This is a genomic window from Nitrogeniibacter mangrovi (genome assembly GCF_010983895.1).
Classification (GTDB): domain Bacteria; phylum Pseudomonadota; class Gammaproteobacteria; order Burkholderiales; family Rhodocyclaceae; genus Nitrogeniibacter; species Nitrogeniibacter mangrovi.
In genome coordinates this window covers 3614389-3633732 of the sequence record NZ_CP048836.1, presented here as the reverse complement: position 1 = coordinate 3633732, position 19344 = coordinate 3614389, and the positions used below count along the sequence as shown (strand labels likewise).

Annotated in this window: 15 protein-coding genes; 8 read left to right on the top strand and 7 right to left on the bottom strand. The window is 70.7% G+C overall.

The genetic code is table 11. The features are described 5' to 3' along the window. Positions 1 to 13: 13 nt before the first annotated feature. On the bottom strand, positions 14 to 418 hold the full coding sequence (locus tag G3580_RS16855) for a ribonucleotide reductase subunit alpha (protein ID WP_173767459.1): 405 nt from the start codon (positions 416 to 418) through the stop codon (positions 14 to 16). A gap of 134 nt (positions 419 to 552) precedes the next feature. After that, positions 553 to 1410, bottom strand: a complete 858-nt coding sequence (locus G3580_RS16850) for an AraC family transcriptional regulator (protein WP_173767457.1) — start codon at positions 1408 to 1410, stop codon at positions 553 to 555. 92 nt (positions 1411 to 1502) lie between these two features. On the opposite strand from G3580_RS16850, the gene G3580_RS16845 reads away from it, so the two are divergent. Continuing rightward, entirely contained in the window at positions 1503 to 2720 is a 1218-nt protein-coding gene (locus tag G3580_RS16845; protein ID WP_173767455.1) for an MFS transporter, read from the top strand. 15 nt (positions 2721 to 2735) lie between these two features. On the opposite strand, the gene rquA is transcribed toward G3580_RS16845, so the two are convergent. Continuing rightward, complete coding sequence (gene rquA / locus G3580_RS16840) at positions 2736 to 3467, bottom strand: rhodoquinone biosynthesis methyltransferase RquA (RefSeq protein ID WP_173767453.1); 732 nt, start codon at positions 3465 to 3467, stop codon at positions 2736 to 2738. A 157-nt stretch (positions 3468 to 3624) separates the two neighbouring features. Here rquA and G3580_RS16835 point away from each other — a divergent pair, with 157 nt between their 5' ends. From G3580_RS16835 to G3580_RS16800, 7 genes are all read left to right on the top strand, one after another. Continuing rightward, on the top strand, positions 3625 to 4335 hold the full coding sequence (locus G3580_RS16835; protein ID WP_173767451.1) for an alpha/beta fold hydrolase: 711 nt from the start codon (positions 3625 to 3627) through the stop codon (positions 4333 to 4335). Positions 4336 to 4486: 151 nt separating this feature from the next. After that, positions 4487 to 5293 (top strand): type IV pili methyl-accepting chemotaxis transducer N-terminal domain-containing protein, encoded by an 807-nt coding sequence (locus G3580_RS16830; RefSeq protein ID WP_173767449.1) that lies wholly within the window; start codon positions 4487 to 4489, stop codon positions 5291 to 5293. Between the two features lie 120 nt (positions 5294 to 5413). After that, on the top strand, positions 5414 to 6256 hold the full coding sequence (locus tag G3580_RS20125; protein WP_228720699.1) for a hypothetical protein: 843 nt from the start codon (positions 5414 to 5416) through the stop codon (positions 6254 to 6256). 264 nt (positions 6257 to 6520) lie between these two features. Next, a complete protein-coding gene (locus G3580_RS16815) occupies positions 6521 to 8821 on the top strand; it encodes a bacteriohemerythrin (protein ID WP_173767443.1) in 2301 nt (766 codons plus the stop codon). Positions 8822 to 8980: 159 nt separating this feature from the next. Further along, positions 8981 to 12310 (top strand): PAS domain-containing protein, encoded by a 3330-nt coding sequence (locus G3580_RS16810; protein ID WP_173767441.1) that lies wholly within the window; start codon positions 8981 to 8983, stop codon positions 12308 to 12310. A gap of 31 nt (positions 12311 to 12341) precedes the next feature. After that, positions 12342 to 13937, top strand: coding sequence for a thymidine phosphorylase family protein (locus tag G3580_RS16805; protein ID WP_173767439.1), 1596 nt, complete (start codon positions 12342 to 12344; stop codon positions 13935 to 13937). Further along, the gene (locus G3580_RS16800) at positions 13937 to 14827 is read left to right on the top strand and encodes a ribose-phosphate diphosphokinase (RefSeq protein WP_173767437.1); all 891 of its coding nucleotides are present in this window, start codon (positions 13937 to 13939) and stop codon (positions 14825 to 14827) included. Before G3580_RS16805 ends, G3580_RS16800 begins: the two co-directional genes overlap by 1 nt. Before the next feature lie 84 nt (positions 14828 to 14911). Here the strand turns inward: G3580_RS16800 and G3580_RS16795 are convergent, their stop codons facing one another. The 4 genes from G3580_RS16795 to G3580_RS16780 form a co-directional block, all read right to left on the bottom strand. Continuing rightward, positions 14912 to 16048 carry a hypothetical protein gene (locus G3580_RS16795; protein WP_217424519.1) on the bottom strand — a complete coding sequence of 379 codons (1137 nt, stop codon included), beginning with the start codon at positions 16046 to 16048 and terminating at the stop codon, positions 14912 to 14914. 69 nt (positions 16049 to 16117) lie between these two features. After that, positions 16118 to 17365 (bottom strand): nitric oxide reductase activation protein NorD, encoded by a 1248-nt coding sequence (locus G3580_RS16790; protein WP_323847985.1) that lies wholly within the window; start codon positions 17363 to 17365, stop codon positions 16118 to 16120. A 591-nt stretch (positions 17366 to 17956) separates the two neighbouring features. Further along, positions 17957 to 18928: a 4Fe-4S binding protein gene (locus tag G3580_RS16785; RefSeq protein WP_173767433.1), complete on the bottom strand. Its 972-nt coding sequence runs from the start codon at positions 18926 to 18928 to the stop codon at positions 17957 to 17959. Beyond that, positions 18921 to 19331, bottom strand: a complete 411-nt coding sequence (locus G3580_RS16780; RefSeq protein ID WP_173767431.1) for a hypothetical protein — start codon at positions 19329 to 19331, stop codon at positions 18921 to 18923. Before G3580_RS16780 ends, G3580_RS16785 begins: the two co-directional genes overlap by 8 nt. Positions 19332 to 19344 lie beyond the last annotated feature (13 nt).

The window sequence follows — 19344 nt, the reverse complement described above, 5'->3', positions numbered from 1 at the left end:
CGGCGGGGCCGGCTCAGGCGATGTGGATCTGCTCGCCGCTGCGGCGCCAGGCCAGGAACCGTTCCACCCTGCCGCCCTGGATGGACTTGACCATGAGCTCCAGCGCCTGCTGGGCTTCCTGATCGCCCGGCTCGCGGCCGTCACGGCCGCCCAGGCAGCCGACGAACACCACCTCCCAGGTCTCGCCGGTGTGTGTCGATTCCTCCACCAGCTCGGCGAAGCTGCGCAGCTCGTCGGTCTTCTTGTCCACGAACATCACCGGCGCCAGGGCGCCGCCCTGGCCGTTCTCGAAGCGTGCGACCTCCTCCGGGCTGGCGCCGTCGGGCAGCTCGGCACGCGCGAACACGAACAGCAGGCGCTGCGGATCGGGTTGCGCACGGGCGGCCTGGAGGAGGTCTTCGAAGGTCTCGATGGGCATGCGACGGTTCCTTGGCGGAGGGTCGGGGGCGGAGGTGAGCAGGGTCGCATGGGGCGCCCCGGCCCCGCATTGACGGCGGTCGTTGACGCGGCACGGTGCGCTGTGCCCACCGGCGGCGACGGTCCGGGGCCGGCTCAGCGGTCGGGTGGTGGATACAGGCGTGTCGGCGGCTGGCCCATGGCGGCCTTGAACATCGCGGTGAAGGCGCTGTCGCTGGCATAGCCGGCGGCGGCCGCGACCGTGCTGACCGGCGTGCCGCGGGCGAGCAGGGGCAGGGCGTGGGCGAGGGCCACCAGCTGGCGCCAGTGGCGAAAGCTGGTGCCCAGCTCGTCGCGGAACAGGCGGGCCAGGGTGCGCTCGCTGGCGCCGCTGCGCGCCGCCCAGTCGGCCAGCGTGGTGTGTGCGGCCGGGTCGCGCATCATGGCCTCGCACAGGGCGCGCAGGCGGCGGTCGCCGTGGCGCGGGTCGGGCATCGGCACCGCCAGCGCCTGGGGGGCGGCCTCGGTCATCTCGCCCAGCAGCAGGGTGTCGAGCGCCTGCAGGCGCGCCGGCGAGGTGGCGGGGGTGGCGCGCACCAGCGCCAGCACCAGCTCGCGCATCAGCGGCGAGACCATCAGCACCCGTGGCTGTTGCCAGTGCGGCGGCACCACCGAGGGGTCGAAGTACAGGGTGTACAGCTGGGCGTCCTCGAGGATGGTCACCACGTGGGCGGCGCCCGGCGGCACCCACATGGCCCGCGAGGGCGGGACGATGGCGGTCAGGTGGCAGCCCCGGCCCGGCATGCCGCCCTCGGGGGCCGCGCCGACCGTCACCTGCAGCACGCCGCGGGCGCAATAGGCGAGCTGGCCCCAGGCGTGGTGGTGGGGCTCGACCTGCACGTCGTTGCCCAGCGCGCGGGCGCGGGCCCGCACGGGGCGTTCGCGGGTCGGCGCATAGGGGGCGGTGTTGCCCACCGGGACGGACTGGAGCGCATTGCGGCGGGTCGTGGGCATGGGGAAGCGCCTTCGGCGGATTGGCGGGAACTCGACGAATCTTGTCGGCCTGTCGCAAACAGGCGTTGCCCGGCAAACGTACCATCGACGGCATGAATACCACAACACTCGACGCCCCCATCGCCCCGACCCCGACCCTGAGAGAGGATGCTTCCGTCATCGGGCTGGTCGGCCTCGCTCATGGCACCTCGCATTTCTCGCACCTGCTGCTGGCGCCGCTGTTCCCGATCTTCATCCGCGAGTTCGGCCTGAGCTTCTCCGACGTCGGCTTTCTCATGAGCCTGTTCTTCGTCGTCTCCGGCAGCGGGCAGGCGGTGGCCGGCTTCGTGGTCGACCGCGTCGGCGCGCGGCCGGTGCTGTTCGCCGCGATCGCGCTGTTCCTGCTCGCGGCGCTGGTGGCCAGTCAGGCCACGGGCTACGGTGGCCTGGTGGGGGTGGCAGCGCTGGCCGGGCTGGGCAACGCGCCCTTCCATCCGGCCGACTTCACCATCCTCAACCAGCGGGTGTCCACGGCGCGGCTGGGCCATGCCTTCAGCGCCCATGGCTTGAGCGGCAATCTGGGCTGGGCGCTGGCGCCGGCCTTCCTGGTCGGCATCGCCACGGCCCTCGACTGGCGTACCGCCTACCTGGCGGCGGTCGGGCTGTACGCGCTGGTGCTGGTGGTGCTGTTCTGGCAGCGCGACAAGCTGCGCACCGAGGTGGTGGTGCGCCATCCGGACGCGCCGCGCGGATCGGACCTGGCCTATCTGAAGCTGCCGGTGGTGTGGTGGTGCTTCGCCTTCTTCCTGCTCTCGACCATGACCCTGGCGGTGGTGCAGAGCTTCGCGCCGTCGATCCTCAAGGCGTTGTATGGCGTCAGCGTGGAGGCGGCGACGCTGACCCTCAGCGCCTACATGCTGTGCGGTGCGCTGGGCATGGCGGTGGGCGGCTTCGTCGCCACCCACACCCGCCACAGCGACCGGGTGGTGGCGCTGGCCATGAGCGGCGGCGCGCTGCTGTTGCTGGTGTGCGCCACCGGCTGGCTGGGTGGCGCCGGCACCATGGCGGCGCTGGCGGCCACCGGCTTCGCGGTCGGCATCGGCGGCCCGAGCCGCGACATGATGATCAAGAAGGCCACCCCCAAGGGCGCCACCGGCCGGGTGTACGGCACCGTGTATTCCGGGCTCGATGTGGGTTTCGCGATCTCGCCGCTGGTCTTCGGCGCCTTCATGGACCAGGGCTGGTATGCCACCACCCTGAGCGGTGCGGCGGTGGTGCTGATGGTGTCGGTCTATGCCGCCCTCGGCGTCGGGCGGCGCACCGCCGCCTGAGCCGGCGCGCCCGGCTCAGCGCCGGCGCACCGCGACCACCTGTTGGTAGAGCCCGCCGAACACCGTGGTCTTGCGCCAGTCGAACCCGGCGGCGCGGGGCGACAGCGCGGCGATGTCCGCCGCCTGGAGCGAGGCGGCATAGGGCTCCAGGCGTCGGAACACGAGCGCCATCAGTGGCCGCAGCGGATGCCAGCAGGCGGGGCGGTGATAGTCGGTGAACACGACCTTGCCGCCGACGCGGACCGAGGCGAGCAGGGTGTCCACGATGCGTCGCCGGGCCGCAGGGGGCACTTCGTGCAGCAGGAAGAAGCAGGCCACGCCGTCCATGCCGCCGGGCGCAATGCCCGGATCGGCGGCCGCCAGATCGGCGCAGCGGGTGCGCACCTGATGGCCTGCCAGCTTGCGGCGCAGGTTGTCGAGCTGGACCGGCGCCGCATCGATCACCAGCAGATCGCCCTGCTCACCGAGCCGGCAGGCCAGCAGACGGGTGAAATCGCCATACACGCAGGCGGCCTGCAGCACCCGCTGCCCGGGCTCGAACTGGTCCACCGCGGCGCACATCAGGCGTCGCGCGTTGCCCCACAGGATGGCCGAGACCACGGCCGGGCGGTCCAGCCATGCCACCGTGCGCGGATTCAGGTAGGCCCAGCGGTAGGTGCGCTCGAGATAGTCGGGGATCGTGTGATCGGCGGAAGGGGGCGCGTCGGCGGCCGTCGGGTCAAGGGCTTCGGCGGTGGCTTTGGTCATGGGGGCTGCGGCGGGCCGGCGGTGGCGCCGGGGTGGGGTGGATGAAGGGCGGTTCGCGACAGTCTATCCAACAAACATGGGCGTCGTCTGCCGTTGCCGTCCCGGGCGCGTCGGGCGACGACCGACGCGTCATCCGGTTCCGGCTATGATCGCCCTCATGAAACCCATGCTCCATCTCATTCCCGGCACCATGTGCACCGCGCGGCTCTGGTCGGCGGTGGCGGAGCGGCTCGCCGACACGGTGGACCTCGTGCATGTGCCCATCCCGCAGGCGCCCGATCTGGCCGCCACCGTGGCGGCGCTGCGCGCGCATATCGGCGAGGACGGGGCCAACGTCGCCGGGTTCTCGCTCGGTGCCTACCTGGCCGCGAGCCTAGCGGTGCGCCATCCGGGTGCGGTCGGCCGGCTCATGCTCATCTCCAATACGCCGTGTCCCCTGAGCGCCGCCGAGCAGCGCCAGCGCGCCGCCATCCTCGACTGGGTCGAACGCCACGGCTACACGGGGATCAGCCGGGCCAAGGCGGCGAGTCTGGTCGATGCGGGCGATGCGCGGCAGGAGATCATCGATACGATCCTGGCCATGGACGCGGAGCTGGGCGAGGCGGTGTTCGTGCACCAGATGCGGGTGACGACCGAGCGCACCGATCTGGCCGAACCGCTGGGCGCGCTGGGAGTGCCGGTCGACTTCGTCTTCAGCCGCGCCGATCCCATGCTCGACCACGCCTGGCTGGAGCGCTTCGCCCATCGTTGTCCTCGGGCGCACCTGCATGCCGTCGAGGGGCGCGGCCATATGCTGCCGCTGGAGCAACCCGACGCCGTGGTGGCGCGACTGCGTCGGTGGCTGGCGCGGGCAGCCCGGATCGATTGACGTCGGCGCGCCGTCCTGGCGAACCCCTTGCCGATGCAAGACGCTGATTTTCCGGCCGGGCGATCGCGAAATACTTATCCGGCATCAAGGCTCGCCGGTGCCCGCATGGGCATGATCCTCCCCGTAAAGGATATGACCGGGGGGTGGAGTCATGGAGCGCAGACGATTCTTTCAGGCCCTTGCGGCCGTGGGCGGGCTGGCGGCCATCGCGCCGTTGCGTGCCGCGGCGGCGGATCGGACCATCCGCGTGGCGGAGGCGATCAACATGGCGGGGCGGCAGCGGATGCTGTCGCAGCGGGCGGCCAAGGCATGGCTGATGCAGGCCATGGGGGTGCTGCCCGAACGCGCGTCGACGTGGCTGGCCGCCTCGGTGACGCTCTTCGAGCGCCAGATGAGCGAGTTGCGCTCCTTGCAGCCGAATGCCGACATCGCGCGCCTTCTGGTCGAAGAGGCGGCGGCGTGGCAGGGGTACCGTGCGGTCCTGGCGCAGCCGGCGACGCATGCCTCGGCGATGGAGGTCTATCGGCGCAGTGACGCGGTCCTGGCCGCGGCGCATGCGACCACGCAGGCCTACGAGCGGCTCGCATCGACCTCGGTGGGGCGGCTGATCAACGTGTCGGGGCGCCAGCGGATGTTGTCGCAGCGCATGGCCAAGGATGTGTGCTTCGCCCGCTACGGGGTCGAGACCGAGGCGTCGATGGCGGCGTTGGCGCAGGCGCGGGAGGAATTCGTGACGGCGCTCGCGCTCCTGAAGGCCGCGCCGGAGAATACGCCTCGCATCCGCGACGAACTGGCGTTGGCCGATCAGCAGTGGTTCTTCTTCCAGGATGCGCTGGGCCGAAGCGAAGCGTCCTCCGGGCTCAAGGACATCGGGACCACCAGCGAGCGCATTCTGGAGCAGCTCAATCTGGTCGTCGGCCTGTATGAGCAACGCTTTGGCGCGGCATCGCAGGGCTGAGCACCGGGGGCACGGCGGCGGAAGGCCGCCAGCCGGGTATTTGGGCGCGGTTTGCTCTCAAAGGTATAAATGGTTTATACCGTTTATACCTTTGTTGTCATAACCGTTCAGGAGGCAGACATGTCAGGAGAATCGAAACCCGAGGCCAGCAGACAGGACACGCAGGCGGCGGCGCCGGAGGCAACCCCGGCCGCGTCGGTGAAGCAGGCGGCCACGCGACAGGCGGCACCCAAGACGAATGCGAGGCGAACGGCCGCGGCGAAGCCCGCGGCCAAGCCCGCAGCCGCCAAGCCCGCAGCCGCCAAGCCCGCAGCCGCCAAGCCCGCAGCCGCCAAGCCCGCAGCCGCCAAGCCCGCAGCCGCCAAGCCCGCAGCCGCCAAGCCCGCAGCCGCCAAGCCCGCAGCCGCCAAGCCCGCAGCCGCCAAGCCCGCAGCCGCCAAGCCCGCAGCCGCCAAGCCCGCAGCCGCCAAGCCCGCAGCCGCCAAGCCCGCAGCCGCCAAGCCCGCAGCCGCCAAGCCCGCAGCCGCCAAGCCCGCAGCCGCCAAGCCCGCAGCCGCCAAGCCCGCAGCCGCCAAGCCCGCAGCCGCCAAGCCCGCAGCCGCCAAGCCCGCAGCCGCCAAGCCCGCAGCCAAGCCTGCGCCAGCGGCGAACGCGGAAGCGGCACCGGCCGCCAAGACTGTGAAGAAGGCCAAGGCCAAGACGGTCGCCGGCAAGGACACGAAGGCCAAGAAGCCGCCGGTCTCGAAGCAGAAGATGGTGCGCGACAGCTTCACTTTTCCCGAGTCCGACTATGCGCTGTTCGCGGCGCTCAAGCGTCGTGCGCTGGCCGGCGGGGCGGAGGTCAAGAAGAGCGAATTGCTGCGTGCCGGCCTGCAGTGGCTCGCGTCGCTCGAGGACGCCCGCCTGGTGGAGACGCTCGGCCGGGTCGAGCGCATCAAGACGGGACGCCCGAAGAAGAAGTGAGCCGGCGGCGCTCCCGCACCGGCGCCGCCGCCTCTGGGGGGCCTGGCAAAGGCCCGTCCAGGGTGTCACCGGGGCGGGCCTTTTCGCGGTGGCGGAGGACCTGGCGCACACCCGTGTGCGGCGGCCGGTTGCGTCCGCGTGGCGGATATGTTTCATTCCATTTCAGGATCGAAAAAAGCACCGCATGCCGGGCCGGCCGACCGTGAGCGCCGCCGTCGGCATGACATGAAAGATCCGTGCCGGGCACGGGGGAGAGCGTAGTCCATGTCGGAATCCAGACGCCAACTGCGAAGGCGGGACGTCTTCGTCGTGGTGGGGGCATATGCCCTGGTCGCGGCGTTGTGGATCCTGTTTTCCGATCGGGCGATGGAGCTGCTGTTCCGGACGCCGGAGCAGATCATCCGCGTCAGCCTGTTCAAGGGCTGGCTGTTCGTGGCCGTCACCTCGTTGCTGCTCTACGTGCTGGTGCGCCGGCTCATGCTGCGGGGGGAGGTGGCGCACCGGCGCGAACTCGAGGCCTATGAGAAAGGGCAGCGCACCCTCGATCTGCTCTCGGCGATCGCCAACAACTCCGAGGATGCGATCTTCGCCAAGGACCTGCAGGGGCGCTACCTGTTTTTCAATGACGCCTCGGGTCGCTTCGTCGGCAAGTCGGCGGCCGAGGTCGTGGGGCGGGACGATCGGGCCATCTTCCCGCCCGCGCAGGCCGAACGGGTCATGGCCATCGGCCGCCGGGTCATCGAGCGCGGCCGGACCGAGACCAACGAGGAGCGGCTCCAGACCGCGCTCGGCGAGCGCGTGTTCCTCGCCACCAAGGGCCCGCTGCGCGATCCCGACGGGCGGGTGTTCGGCCTGTTCGGCATCTCCCGCGACATCACCGAGCGCAAGCAGGCCGAGGAGGCGCTGGAAGCCTATCGCGGCCGGCTCGAGGAGCAGGTGGAGGCGCGTACCCGCGAACTGGCGGTGGCCAAGACCGAGGCGGAGGCGGCCAGTGTGGCCAAGAGCGCGTTCCTGGCCAACATGAGCCACGAGATCCGCACCCCGCTCAACGGCATCGTGGGCATGGCCCATCTCATCGAGCGCGGCGGGCTGAGCCCGCGTCAGCAGGACCAGATGGGCAAGTTGAAGACGGCCAGCGATCACCTGCTCGCGGTCATCAACGCGGTGCTGGAGCTGTCCAAGATCGAGGCCGGCAAGCTCACCCTGGACACGCAACCGGTGCGCATCGAGACGATCATCGACAACGTCTGCGCCCTGGTGCACGACCGCGTCGAGGCGCGGCGCCTGGCGCTGGTGCGGGAGGTGGGCCGCCTGCCTCAGGGGCTCGTGGGCGATGCCACCCGCCTGCAGCAGGCCCTGCTCAACTATGTGGGCAACGCGGTCAAGTTCACCGAGGCGGGCCGCATCACCCTGAGCGTGCGCTGCGAGGACGAGGACGCCCATGGGGCGCGGATCCGTTTCGAGGTGAGCGACACCGGTGTGGGCATCGCGCCCGAGGCGCTGGAGCGGATCTTCGGTGCCTTCGAGCAGGCGGACAATGCGGTCGGCGGCAGCTACGGCGGCACCGGGCTGGGCCTGGCCATCACCCGCAAGATCGCCCGCCTCATGGGCGGCGATGCGGGGGCCCGGAGCACGCCGGGTGTGGGGAGTACCTTCTGGTTCAGCGCACGGCTGCAGAAGGCCGCCGGGGAGGTGGCCGAGGCGGAGGCCGGCGCCGAGGACCCCTTGGGCGCCCTGCAGGCGGCGTTTGCCGGGGCGCGGATCCTGCTGGTCGACGACGAGCCGTTCAATCGCGAGATCGCGAAGACCCTGCTCGAGGAGGCGGGCTTGCAGGTGGATACGGCGGAGGACGGCGCGCAGGCGCTCGAGCGGGTGGCGGCGCAGGACTACCGGGCGATCCTGATGGACATGCGCATGCCCCGCGTGGACGGCCTGGAGGCGACGGCCCGGCTGCGCGCCACGGCCCGCGGCGCGACGGTGCCGGTGATTGCCCTGACCGCCGGCGCGTTCGCCGAGGATCGGGCCCGCTGTCTCGAGGCCGGCATGAACGATTTTCTCGCCAAGCCGGTGGAGCCCGATCTGCTCTACGCGACGGTGCACAAATGGCTGCGTCGACCCGCTGGCGACGGCGGCGCCGACCCGGTCTGGTCGGTCGAGTACAGCGTCGGCGTGGGCATCCTCGACGACCAGCATCGACGTCTGCTCGCCCTGTGCGCCCGGGCAGCGGCCAGCCTCGACCGAGACGACAGGGCGTTGCTGGCCGATCTGCTCGAACAGATGCGTCGCTACGCCGCCGAGCATTTCCACACCGAGGAGCGCCTGCTCGAGGCACATGGCTATCCGGGCCTGGAGGCGCAGCGGCAGGAGCACGCCGCCTATCTGAACGGGCTGGCCGAACTGCAGGTGGCGCAGGCGGGCGGCACCCTGACGCGCGCGACGGTGCATGGCTTTCTTCGCGAGTGGTGGCTCGGACACATCCTCGCGTCCGACATGGGCTACAAGGGCTGGTTGAGCGCCGCGCAGGGCGAGGGCGGACCGCCGGCCCCAGACGGTTCATCGCACTGAGCGGCGGCAGCCGCGCCGGGCGCGATGCCGCTTCAGATCCGGGGCGGATGCGTCGTTAATGGGGCGTGGCCCGCGTGCTCCGTCAGGGAGGCGCGGTGTCGTGTGTCGGGGACGGGGGGGCGTCATTTGATCGGAGCGAGGCGGACAATCGGCAGCGGGATGCCCGAGGCGTTGCACGTCGGCGCCGCCGCGGCCCTGCGCGCCATGCTGGCGGCGCTGCTGATCGTGGCCCTCGGCGCCGCGGTCCCGGCGCAGGCCGACGGGCGTGTGGTGCGGGTCGGCGTCTATGAGAACGCGCCCAAGATCCTGATGGGCGAGGACGGCCACCCCAGCGGCATCCTGGGGGACCTGCTCATGCGCATCGCCCGGGACGAGGGCTGGACGATCGAACCGGTCGCCTGCGTCTGGGAGGCCTGTCTGGAGGGGCTCCAGGCCGGGCTCATCGATGTGCTGCCCGATGTGGCCTATTCCAGGGAGCGCGACCGGCTTTTCGACTTTCATCACACGCCCGCCCTGAACAGCTGGTCGGAAATCTACGCCCATGCGTCCAATCACTTTGTATCGGTGTTCGATCTGCGCGGCAAGCGCATCGCGGTGCTCAGGCGATCGGTGCAGGAAGATTACCTGAGCCACCTGTTCGACGATTTCGCGATCCGCGCCACCCTGGTGCCGGTGGCCTCCTATGACGAGGGCTTCGCCGCCTTCGAGGCCGGCCAGGTGGATGCCGTGGTCGCGAACAATTTCTTCGGCACCACCCATGCCGCAGGTAAGGGCATCGCCTCGATTCCGCTGATGTTCCAGCCGGTGCGGCTGTTCTACGCCGTCGCCCAAGGGCGCAATGCCGATCTGCTCGGTGCCATCGACCGTCACCTGGCCGCCTGGCGCTCGGATGCCGATTCGCCCTATTTCGCCATCATGGACCGATGGATGGCGCCGCACACGGTGACCCGGTTCCCGGCGTGGCTGGGCTGGGTCGGGGGCGGCCTGTTCGCCGCCGCGCTGCTCGCCGGCGGCATCAACGTGCTGCTGCGCCGCAAGATCGAACGGCAGACCGCGCAGCTGGAGGCCGACATTGCCCGGCGCCGGCTCGCCGAGGCCGATCTGACGCGGCAGCGCGGCTTTTTCCAGACCCTGATCCGGACCATCCCCGACCTGATCTGGCTGAAGGATCCCGAGGGACGCATTCTGGCGTGTAACCCGCGGTTCGAGGCCCTCGTGGGAGCCAGCGAGGCCGATATCCTCGGCAAGACCGATCATGACTTCGTCGACCGGGTGACCGCCGAATGCTTCCGAGAGAAGGATCTGGCGGTCATGTCGGCGGGCAAGCCGACCACCAATGAGGAATGGCTGCGCTTTGCCGAAGACGGTTACCGTGGCCTGTTCGAGATCACCAAGACGCCCATGTTCGGCGCCGATGGCGAGCTCATCGGGGTGCTCGGCATCGCCCACGACATCACCGGGCGCCACCTGGCCGAGCAGGCCCTGGCCGAGTCTCAGGCGCGGTTCCGCTCCCTGTATGCCAACATGACCGAAGGGGTCGCGCTGCACAAGCTGATCGTCGACGCGCAGGGCCGCGCGACCGACTATCTGCTGCTCGACGTCAATCCCGCCTTCGCGACCCAGACCGGACTGCAGGGCGATGCCGTGGTCGGCAGGCGGGCCAGCGAGGTGTTCGGCACGGTGCCGTATCTGGAGGCCTATGCCGAGGTGGCGACCACGGGGCGCTCCCGCGTCCTGGAGACGTATTTCGAACCCCTGGACAAGACCTTCCAGATCTCGGCGGTGGCCCTCGAGGCCGGCCACTTCGCGACCATTTTTGTCGACATCAGCGGGCGGGTGCAGCGCGACCGGGAAATCCGCCGGCTCAAGGACGATCTGGAGGCCACGCTCAACGCCCTGCCGGATATGCTTTTCGAGTTGGATCTGGACGGCCGCTATCATGCCTACCGCGCAGCGGACGACGCGCTGCTGGCAGCGCCACCGGAGGTCTTCCTCGGCAGGACGGTGGCGGAGGTGCTGCCCGAGGCCATGGCCGAGCGTTGCATGGCGGCCCTGCGCGAGGCGCATGCGCAGGGCCACTCGACGGGCATCCAGATCGTCCTGGATCTGCCGGTCGGCCGGCGCTGGTTCGAACTGTCGGTCTCGCGCAAGGCGGCGAGCGACGCCACCCTGCCACGCTTCGTGGTCATTTCGCGGGACATCACCGAATCGAAGCAGGCCAGCGAGGCGCTGATGCGCCACCGCGACATGCTCGAGCAGACCGTGCGTGCGCGCACCGCCGAGCTGCGCATCGCCAAGGAAGCGGCCGAGGCGGCCAACCGGGTCAAGAGCGCCTTCCTGGCCAACATGAGCCACGAGATCCGCACCCCCCTGAACGGCATCGTCGGCATGGCCTACCTGATCGAGCGCGGCGGGCTCGATGCGCAGCAACAGGCGCAGATGCGCAAGCTCAAGGGCGCCAGCGAGCATCTGATCGGCGTCATCAACGCGGTGCTCGAGCTGTCCAAGATCGAGGCCGGCAAGCTGGTGCTCGACGCGGTGCCGGTGGACGTCGCGTCCATGGTCGATACGGTGTGCTCGCTCCTGCACGACCGGATCGACGCCTCCCGTGTCGCCCTGCGTCGCGACGTCGGTGTCATGCCGGACGGCTTGGTGGGGGATGTGACCCGCCTGCAGCAGGCGCTGCTCAACTATGCCGCCAATGCGGTGAAGTTCACCGAGCATGGACACGTGGCGCTGTCGGTGCAGTGCCTCGAGGCCGGCGACACGGACGCCCTGATCCGCTTCGAGGTCGCCGACACCGGCGTCGGTATCGCCCCCGAGGCGCTCGAGCGGATCTTCGGCGCCTTCGAGCAGGCCGACAACACCCTGACCCGCGCCCACGGCGGCACCGGACTGGGGCTGGCGATCACCCGCAAACTCGCCGAGCTCATGGGCGGCGACGCCGGGGCGCAGAGCGTGCCCGGGCAGGGCAGCACGTTCTGGTTCACCGTGAGGCTGCGCCGGGATGTCGACGCCGGCCGGGCGGCCGAGTCGGGGGGCGACACTGCAGAGGCGGTGTTGCGGCGCGAGTTCCGGGGGGGCCGGGTGCTGCTGGTCGACGACGAACCCTTCAACCGGGAAATCGGCGAGGCGCTGCTCGAAGATGCCGGCCTGCAGGTCGAGACTGCCGCCGACGGCCTGGAGGCGCTCGATCGGGTCACCGCCGATGCTTTCGATCTCATCCTCATGGACATGCAGATGCCCCGCCTCGACGGGCTGGAGACGACCCGCCGGCTGCGGCTCCTGCCTTGGTGCGCCACGGTGCCGGTGATCGCGATGACCGCCAACGCCTTCTCCGAGGACCGGGCGCGCTGCCTCGAGGCCGGCATGAACGACTTCCTCGCCAAGCCGGTCGAGCCGGAGCAGATGTATGCGACCCTGCTCGCCTGGCTGCGTCAGGCGGCGCGGGCGCGCGCCGATACGCCAACGGCCCGGGCGGGCGGGTAGAATCTTCCCTAGGTCTTCGTCAGAGCGGTCCATGAGCGCAAAGCACACAGCCCCCGATGCCACGCCCCCGTCGAGCGCGCCCGCCGAAGAGTTCCCCCTCGTGCTCAAGCGGGTGGCCATCGACACCTGGCGCGAGAACGTGGCCTATCTGCATCGCGACTGCGCGCTGTATCGCGCCGAGGGTTTCCAGGCGCTCGCCAAGGTGGAGGTGCGCGCCAACGGTCGGCGCATCCTCGCGACCCTCAACGTGGTGGACGACACCGGGATCGTGGGCTGCAAGGAGATCGGCCTGTCGGAGGACGCCTTCGCCCAGCTCGGCGTGCACGACGGCCATGCCGCCCGCATCTCCCAGGCGCCGCTGGCCTCGTCCATCCCGGCCCTGCGGCGCAAGATCGCCGGCGAGCGGCTCGACCGGGACGATTTCGGTGCCATCGTCCACGACATCGCCGGCCACCGCTATTCCAAGATCGAACTGACCGCCTTCGTGGTTGCCTGCAACCAGGGCGAACTCGACCGCGAGGAGGTCTATTACCTCACCGACGCCATGGCCTCGGTGGGCCAGCGCCTCGACTGGCACGAGCGCCCGGTGGTCGACAAGCACTGCATCGGCGGCATCCCGGGCAACCGCACCTCCATGCTGGTGGTGCCCATCGTCGCCGCCCACGGCATGCTCTGCCCCAAGACCTCGTCACGCGCCATCACCTCGCCGGCCGGCACCGCCGACACCATGGAGGTGCTCGCCAACGTGGAACTGCCCATGGGGCATCTGTCGGATCTGGTGCGCGCCCACCGTGGCTGCCTGGCCTGGGGCGGCACCGCGGCCCTGTCGCCGGCCGACGACGTGCTCATCTCGGTGGAGCGGCCCCTGTCGGTGGATTCGGCCGGGCAGATGGTGGCTTCCATCCTGTCCAAGAAGATCGCCGCCGGCTCCACCCACCTGGTGCTCGACATCCCGGTGGGGCCCACCGCCAAGGTGCGCTCCATGCCCGAGGCGCAGAAGCTGCGGCGCCTGTTCCAGTACGTGGCCAGCCAGATCAATCTCACCCTCGACGTGGTCATCACCGACGGCCGCCAGCCCATCGGCCGCGGCATCGGACCGGTGCTCGAGGCGCGCGACGTGATGCAGGTGCTCGAGAACGATCCGGCCGCCCCCAACGATCTGCGCCAGAAGGCGCTGCGCCTGGCGGGGCGCATGCTCGAGTTCGATCCCGATGTGCGCGGGGGCGACGGCTTCGCCATCGCCCGCGACATCCTCGAGTCGGGGCGCGCCCTGGCCAAGATGGACGCCATCATCCAGGCCCAGGGCGCCAAGCCCTTCGATCATCACGCCCCTCAGGTGGCGCGCCAGCATTTCGAGGTCGTCGCCTCCGCCGCCGGGACGGTGGTGGGCATCGACAACCTGCAGATCGCCCGCATCGCCCGGCTCGCGGGCGCGCCGAAGGTACAGGGCGCCGGGGTCGACCTGTGCGCCAAGCTCGGTGACGTGGTCCGGAGCGGGCAGCCGCTCTATCGCGTGTATGCCGACTATGCCTCCGATCTGGACTTTGCGCGCCGGGCCAGCGCCGAGGATACCGGCTACGTCATCGGTGCCGCCGACGCCATGCCACACGTGTTTGTCGAGTTCTGATGGCGGCGCTGATCCTCCACTTCGACGACGAGGCCGCCGCCGCCGAGCGCCTGGCCGCCGCCACCGGCCTGGCGAGCGCCTGCATCGAACGCCACCGCTTTCCGGACACCGAACTGCGCCTGCGCCTGCCCAGCGCGCTGCCGCCCACCGTGGTGCTGCTGCGCAGCCTCGCCAACCCCAACGAAAAACTCGTCGAACTGCTGCTGACCGCCCGCACCGCGCGCCAGCTGGGGGCCCGGCGACTCGCCCTGGTGTGCCCCTACCTGGCCTACATGCGCCAGGACATTGCCTTCCATCCGGGCGAGGTGGTCAGCCAGCAGGTGATCGGGCACTTCCTCGCCGGCCTGTTCGATGACGTGATCACCGTCGATCCACATCTGCATCGCATCGATACCCTCGAGGCGGCCATTCCCGTCGCGCATGCCGTGGCCCTGTCCGGCGCGCCGCTGCTCGGCGCGCTCATCGCCGCACATCACGACGATCCCCTGCTGGTGGGGCCGGACGCGGAGTCCGCCCAGTGGGTCGCCCAGGCGGCCGCGTCCCACGGCTGGGCCTACGGGGTGTGCCACAAGCGGCGCTCGGGCGATCGCGAGGTCGCCGTCGAACTGCCCGCCGGGCTCGATCCGCGCGGGCGCGCGGTGGTGCTGGTGGACGACGTGGCCAGCTCCGGCCACACCCTCGCCCGCGCCGCCGAAGCCCTCATCGCCCGCGGCGCCGCCTCGGTGGACGTGGCGGTGACCCACGCCCTGTTCGCCGACGACGCCATCGACGTGGTCACGGCGGCCGGGGTGGGCAAGGTGTGGAGTACCGACAGCGTGCCCCACGCCTCCAACGCCGTGTCGGTGGCGCCGGCGGTGGCCGGGGCCATGCGCGAGATCGGCCTCGCGTAGCCCGGCCGAGGGTCGCAGGGCCGACGCCGGGAGCGGCGTACCGGGCGGGTGAGGCTGATCCCGGCGTCGCTGCGCTCGGCCGGGCTACAGCAGGTACTTCGCCATGTCCTTCACGGGCGCGTTGCGCAGCAGGTACAGGCGCGGATTGGTGCGCGTCGCACGCTGCCCGGCCTCATCCACCCGAACCGGTTCCCGTTCCAGAATGCACAGCCGGCGGCTGATGCAGTCGGCGCGCCAGCGCGTGCCGGCGGTCTTGCCGCGTTCCTCGACCGCGATGCGGGTCAGTGCGAATTCATCCTGCGGGTGCTCGCTTGCGATGCGCGCGCGGATGGCGTCGTAGGCCTTGACGAGGCTGCCCTGCTGCACGCACAGGTCGTAGAGCGCGGCGAGGCAGCGGAAGTTGCCGATGTCGATGGGGCAGGCGCCGTGCAGCCAGGCGAGCGCGGCGATGAGCTTGCGACCGTAGACATCGTAGGCGTAGGCGAGCATCTCCTCGCGGAACGCGGGGGTGTCGCCGATGGCCTGCAAGGCCGCCTTCCACGCCGGGTCGAAGTCGGCCTTGCCGCGCCCCCGGCTCAGGGCGTCGGCCCAGGCGATCTGTCGGGTGCGCGACTGTTTCATCACCGTTTGCCACTCGTCCCACAGGGGGCCGAAGGCGCGCTTGAGCCCGGTGGGGCTGCGCATCTCGAAGCGCTTGAACAGCACCGGCAGCGTGCCGGTGCCGAAGTTCACCTGGATGGGGCCGAAGGACAGGCCGGCGCCATCGAAATTGCCGGTGACCTGATGATAGGGGTTGCCCGAGGTTTCGAAGGCGGCGGTGACCTGGATCGCCCGTTCCAGCGCGTTGGCGGGGATGAGCGCGGGCAGGGCGGCGGGGTCGGGCATCTCCAGATAGACGCGGGCGCCGCGCACTTCGACGCGGGCGAGGGTGCCGTCCTTGAGCAGGGCCCTGGCGGCCGCGACCACCTCGGTCGGCTCGCCCGATTCGATCCACACGAACTGCCCGCGCTTGCCGCTGCCCAGGCCGTCGGCGGCGCGCACCGAGGCGATCGACACCGGGCGGTCGAGCGCGTCGCGCAGCATCTGCACCGCGGCGAGGATCTCCCGGTGCATGCGGACCGAGCCGTCCGGGGCCTGGTATTCGCCCAGCGTGAAGTTGGGGGTGACGCGGTCGCGACCGGTGCCGGCGACGAGAAAATCGTCTTCGAAGCGCACGGACATCATCAAGCTCCCGAGGGGGAATGATGACAGTGTAGTCAATGGACGGTGTGTGTTCCGACCGACCGCGGATCAGGCTTCCGTGAGTCGCGAATACAGCCGCGGCAGCACCAGCGGCAGCTCGGCGGGCTTGCGGACCACCATGAAGCCGTCGGGGCCGAACAGGTGGGGCAGGTAGCCGGCGCCTTCGCGGTCGATGGTGACGCAGAAGGGCTTGAGGCCGGCCTGGCGGGCTTCCATGAGGCTCATGCGGGTGTCCTCGATGCCGTAGCGGCCCTCGTAGTGGTCGAGGTCGTTGGGCTTGCCGTCGGAGAGGATCAGCAGCAGGCGCAGGGTGGCCGGATGGCGCGAGAGGATGCGCGTGGACTGGCGGATGGCGGCGCCCATGCGGGTGTAGTAACCGGGGCGCAGGGCCTGGATGCGGCCGAGCACGTCGGGCCCGTGGCGCTCGCCGAAATCCTTGATGCGCGAGTAGCGGATGTGGTCGCGCCGTCGCGAGGAGAAGCCGTAGAGGGCGAAGCGGTCGCCGATGGCGGCCAGCGCTTCGGCGAACAGCATCAGGCTGTCCTTGATGACGTCGATCACGCGCGCCTCGTTGTCCACCCAGGCGTCGGTGGACATGGACAGGTCGGCCAGCACCAGGCTGGCCAGATCGCGCTCGCGGCGCTCGCAGGCCAGGTAGGTGGCCAGCTCGCCCACGCGGTGGCCGGCGTGATGGTCGGCCATGGCGCGTACGCAGGCGTCCAGATCGGCCTCGCTGCCGTCGGGCTGGTTGCGCAGCCAGCGCCGCCCCGGGGCGATGGCCTCGAGCTGGCGGCGCACCTTGCGCGCCGGGCGGGCGAGGCGCTCGGGCAGGGTGCAGGGGGTGGCGTCCTTGGGTTCGAGGACGGACAGGCTGCACTGGTCGGGCTTGAGCACGCGCTGCTTCCAGTCCCATTCGGGCAGCAGGATGCCGGTGCGCAGGGGGATGTCGTCCACGGCTTCGGACGGCAGGTCGAGATCGAAGCGCACCTTGGAGGCGGCACGTTCGCCGTCCGGCGCGATGGCCAACTCGTCCATGTCGTCGGCGAAGCTGGCGTTGGCTTCGGGGTCTTCGTCGAGGCCGCGATCGACTTTCACGTATTCGCCGAAGGACAGCAGGGACTCGGCGCGAAACGGCAGGATCAGCGGGCTGCGGCTCTCCGGGTCGTGCTCGTGCTTGGCCTTGCGGCGCTTGCGGCTGCTCTCCTGCGTCTGTTGCGCCTCGGCCTCGCGCTCCGGGTCGCCGTCGCCGCCTTCCCGGCGTGGCGCGCTCTCGTGGAGGGCCGGAGTCGGGTACACCCACAGCGGGACCGGCTGGGGGGATGCTTGGCCGCGGGCAGGTGGGCCACCGTGCCCGGCTCGGTCAGCGCGCGCCGGATCGCCGCTTCGGCCGCGGCCTCGTCGGCGGGCAGCTTGTCCAGGGGCAGGCGCAGGGCGAGCACGGCGTCGACGAGCCGGTCGTAGCGGGCCCGCAGGCCGGGCAGGCGCGCGAGCGTGTCCAGCGTGGCCTGCTGGCAGGCGACGATCCACTCGGCGCCGGTGTCGTGGGTGGCGGCGGCCTGGGCGATGAGCCACAGGTACAGATCGCGGTTGGCGGCGCGCTCGGGGAACAGGTCGAGGGTCGGCGGCAGGCTCAGGGTCTGGGCGTCGCGCCGCGCATGGGCCACGGTGTCGTCCACATGGGCGATGCGCGCCAGCCAGCGGCGCCGGGCGCCGTGGTGTTCATGGGCGGCGGCCGCCACGCGCAGGCCCGGGTCGCCCCCGAAGGCGCGGAACAGGACGCCGGCCATGCGCTCGACATCGGCGAGCCGGACCGCCGCCTCCGGGTAGGTCTGGCGGGCGGCGCGGGTGATGAGGCGGTGCCACAGGCCTCCGACGAACTCTTCCATCTCAGATCCTCGCTTGCGCGGGTAGTGCCGGCGCCTCGTTGGCTTCGGCGGCGGCGGCGCTCACCCACTGCAGCAGCGGGCCGTCGGGGTTGTCGCGCTGGGTGGTCTCGCAGGCGGACACGCACTGGGCGCACTGGGTGCAGGTGAACATGGCCTGCTTGAGCTTGCGCGGCTTGAGCCGCATGGGGCATACGTGGTCGCAGGCCGAATGGCAGCTGGCGCAGTCGGCGGCGCGGTCGCGGGCGAAGCCGACCACCAGGCCGCGCCGGTTGCCCATCCACGCCAGCGACTGGAACAGGCCGACGGCACAGGCGTAGCGGCAGAACAGGTGGCGGGCGAAGAGGAATTCCACACTCAGCACCACGGTGCCGGCGCTGATGAAGATGAGCTGGTTGCGCGTGGGCGTGCCGGCGATCAGGTTGCCGTACACCTCGAAGGGCGGCAGCAGGTAGGTGAGCAGCACCACCGCCCACACGAAGGCGAAGGCCACGGCCATGGGGGCGGTGAGCAGCCACCAGCGGGCGTCGTAGCGGATCGGGGTGCCGTCGGGTTCGATGGGCGGCAGCCGGCGCTTGTCCCACACGCTGAACTTGCCGGTGGCGCGGCGCATGAGCCGGTTGAGGGTCTCGACCACCGAGAAGTGCGGGCACAGCCAGCCGCAGTAGAGCCGGCCCCACTTCCAGGCCACGCCGATGAGCACCGCGCCGACGCCGAGGATGGGCAGGAACACGCGCAGGACGATGCCCAGCGCCGCGTCGAGCGCACCGGTGCGGCCGGCGGAAAAATCCGCCAGCCCCGCATGCCACTCCATGCCGAGGAACCAGGCGTGGCCGGCGACCAGGTCGTAGCGCAGCAGGTCGAAGACCGGGGCGAGCACGAAGAGCACGAAGAAGCCGACCTGGGTGAGCAGGCGCAGGCGCTGCCGATCGGGTCGGGGGCGCGCCGGATGGAAGCTGAGGGCGTGCTCAGTCATCGTTGCGCGGCCCGATGAGCGGATACACGTAGGGCTTGGCGGACATGGCCTTGGCGAAGCCGATGGCGCCGAACAGGATCAGGGTCGAGTGGCAGGTGGTGAAGTAGAGGATCACCAGCACCCAGGTGTGCGGCGCGTCGTAGCCGCCCATGAGAATGATGGCGGCGTTGACCAGCACCAGCAGCGCGCCGCCCCACAGGGTGCCGGCGATGGTCTGGCGCAGGTGGCAGCGGGCCAGCGGCGGCGCGCTGTGGCGGTGTTTGAACCACAGGACGAGAAGCGCCGCGAAGGCCAGCCCGGGCGCGACCATGAGGTTGGCCAGATAGAGCGACTCGGCCGCGACCGCGGTGCCGAAGCCGGGGACATCGGACGGTGCGTCGGCGGTGCGCTCGGGCGTGTTCATGGCGGTGGCGTCG

Coding starts and splice junctions, on each gene's coding strand:
- G3580_RS16805 (WP_173767439.1), top strand. CDS start 12,342: ATGAGCGCAAAGCACACAGCCCCCGATGCCACGCCCCCGTCGAGCGCG.
- G3580_RS16810 (WP_173767441.1), top strand. CDS start 8,981: ATGCCCGAGGCGTTGCACGTCGGCGCCGCCGCGGCCCTGCGCGCCATG.
- G3580_RS16815 (WP_173767443.1), top strand. CDS start 6,521: ATGTCGGAATCCAGACGCCAACTGCGAAGGCGGGACGTCTTCGTCGTG.
- G3580_RS16845 (WP_173767455.1), top strand. CDS start 1,503: ATGAATACCACAACACTCGACGCCCCCATCGCCCCGACCCCGACCCTG.
- rquA (WP_173767453.1), bottom strand. CDS start 3,467: ATGACCAAAGCCACCGCCGAAGCCCTTGACCCGACGGCCGCCGACGCG.
- G3580_RS16795 (WP_217424519.1), bottom strand. CDS start 16,048: ATGTCCGTGCGCTTCGAAGACGATTTTCTCGTCGCCGGCACCGGTCGC.
- G3580_RS16785 (WP_173767433.1), bottom strand. CDS start 18,928: ATGACTGAGCACGCCCTCAGCTTCCATCCGGCGCGCCCCCGACCCGAT.
- G3580_RS16835 (WP_173767451.1), top strand. CDS start 3,625: ATGAAACCCATGCTCCATCTCATTCCCGGCACCATGTGCACCGCGCGG.
- G3580_RS16800 (WP_173767437.1), top strand. CDS start 13,937: ATGGCGGCGCTGATCCTCCACTTCGACGACGAGGCCGCCGCCGCCGAG.
- G3580_RS16855 (WP_173767459.1), bottom strand. CDS start 418: ATGCCCATCGAGACCTTCGAAGACCTCCTCCAGGCCGCCCGTGCGCAA.
- G3580_RS16850 (WP_173767457.1), bottom strand. CDS start 1,410: ATGCCCACGACCCGCCGCAATGCGCTCCAGTCCGTCCCGGTGGGCAAC.
- G3580_RS16830 (WP_173767449.1), top strand. CDS start 4,487: ATGGAGCGCAGACGATTCTTTCAGGCCCTTGCGGCCGTGGGCGGGCTG.
- G3580_RS20125 (WP_228720699.1), top strand. CDS start 5,414: ATGTCAGGAGAATCGAAACCCGAGGCCAGCAGACAGGACACGCAGGCG.
- G3580_RS16780 (WP_173767431.1), bottom strand. CDS start 19,331: ATGAACACGCCCGAGCGCACCGCCGACGCACCGTCCGATGTCCCCGGC.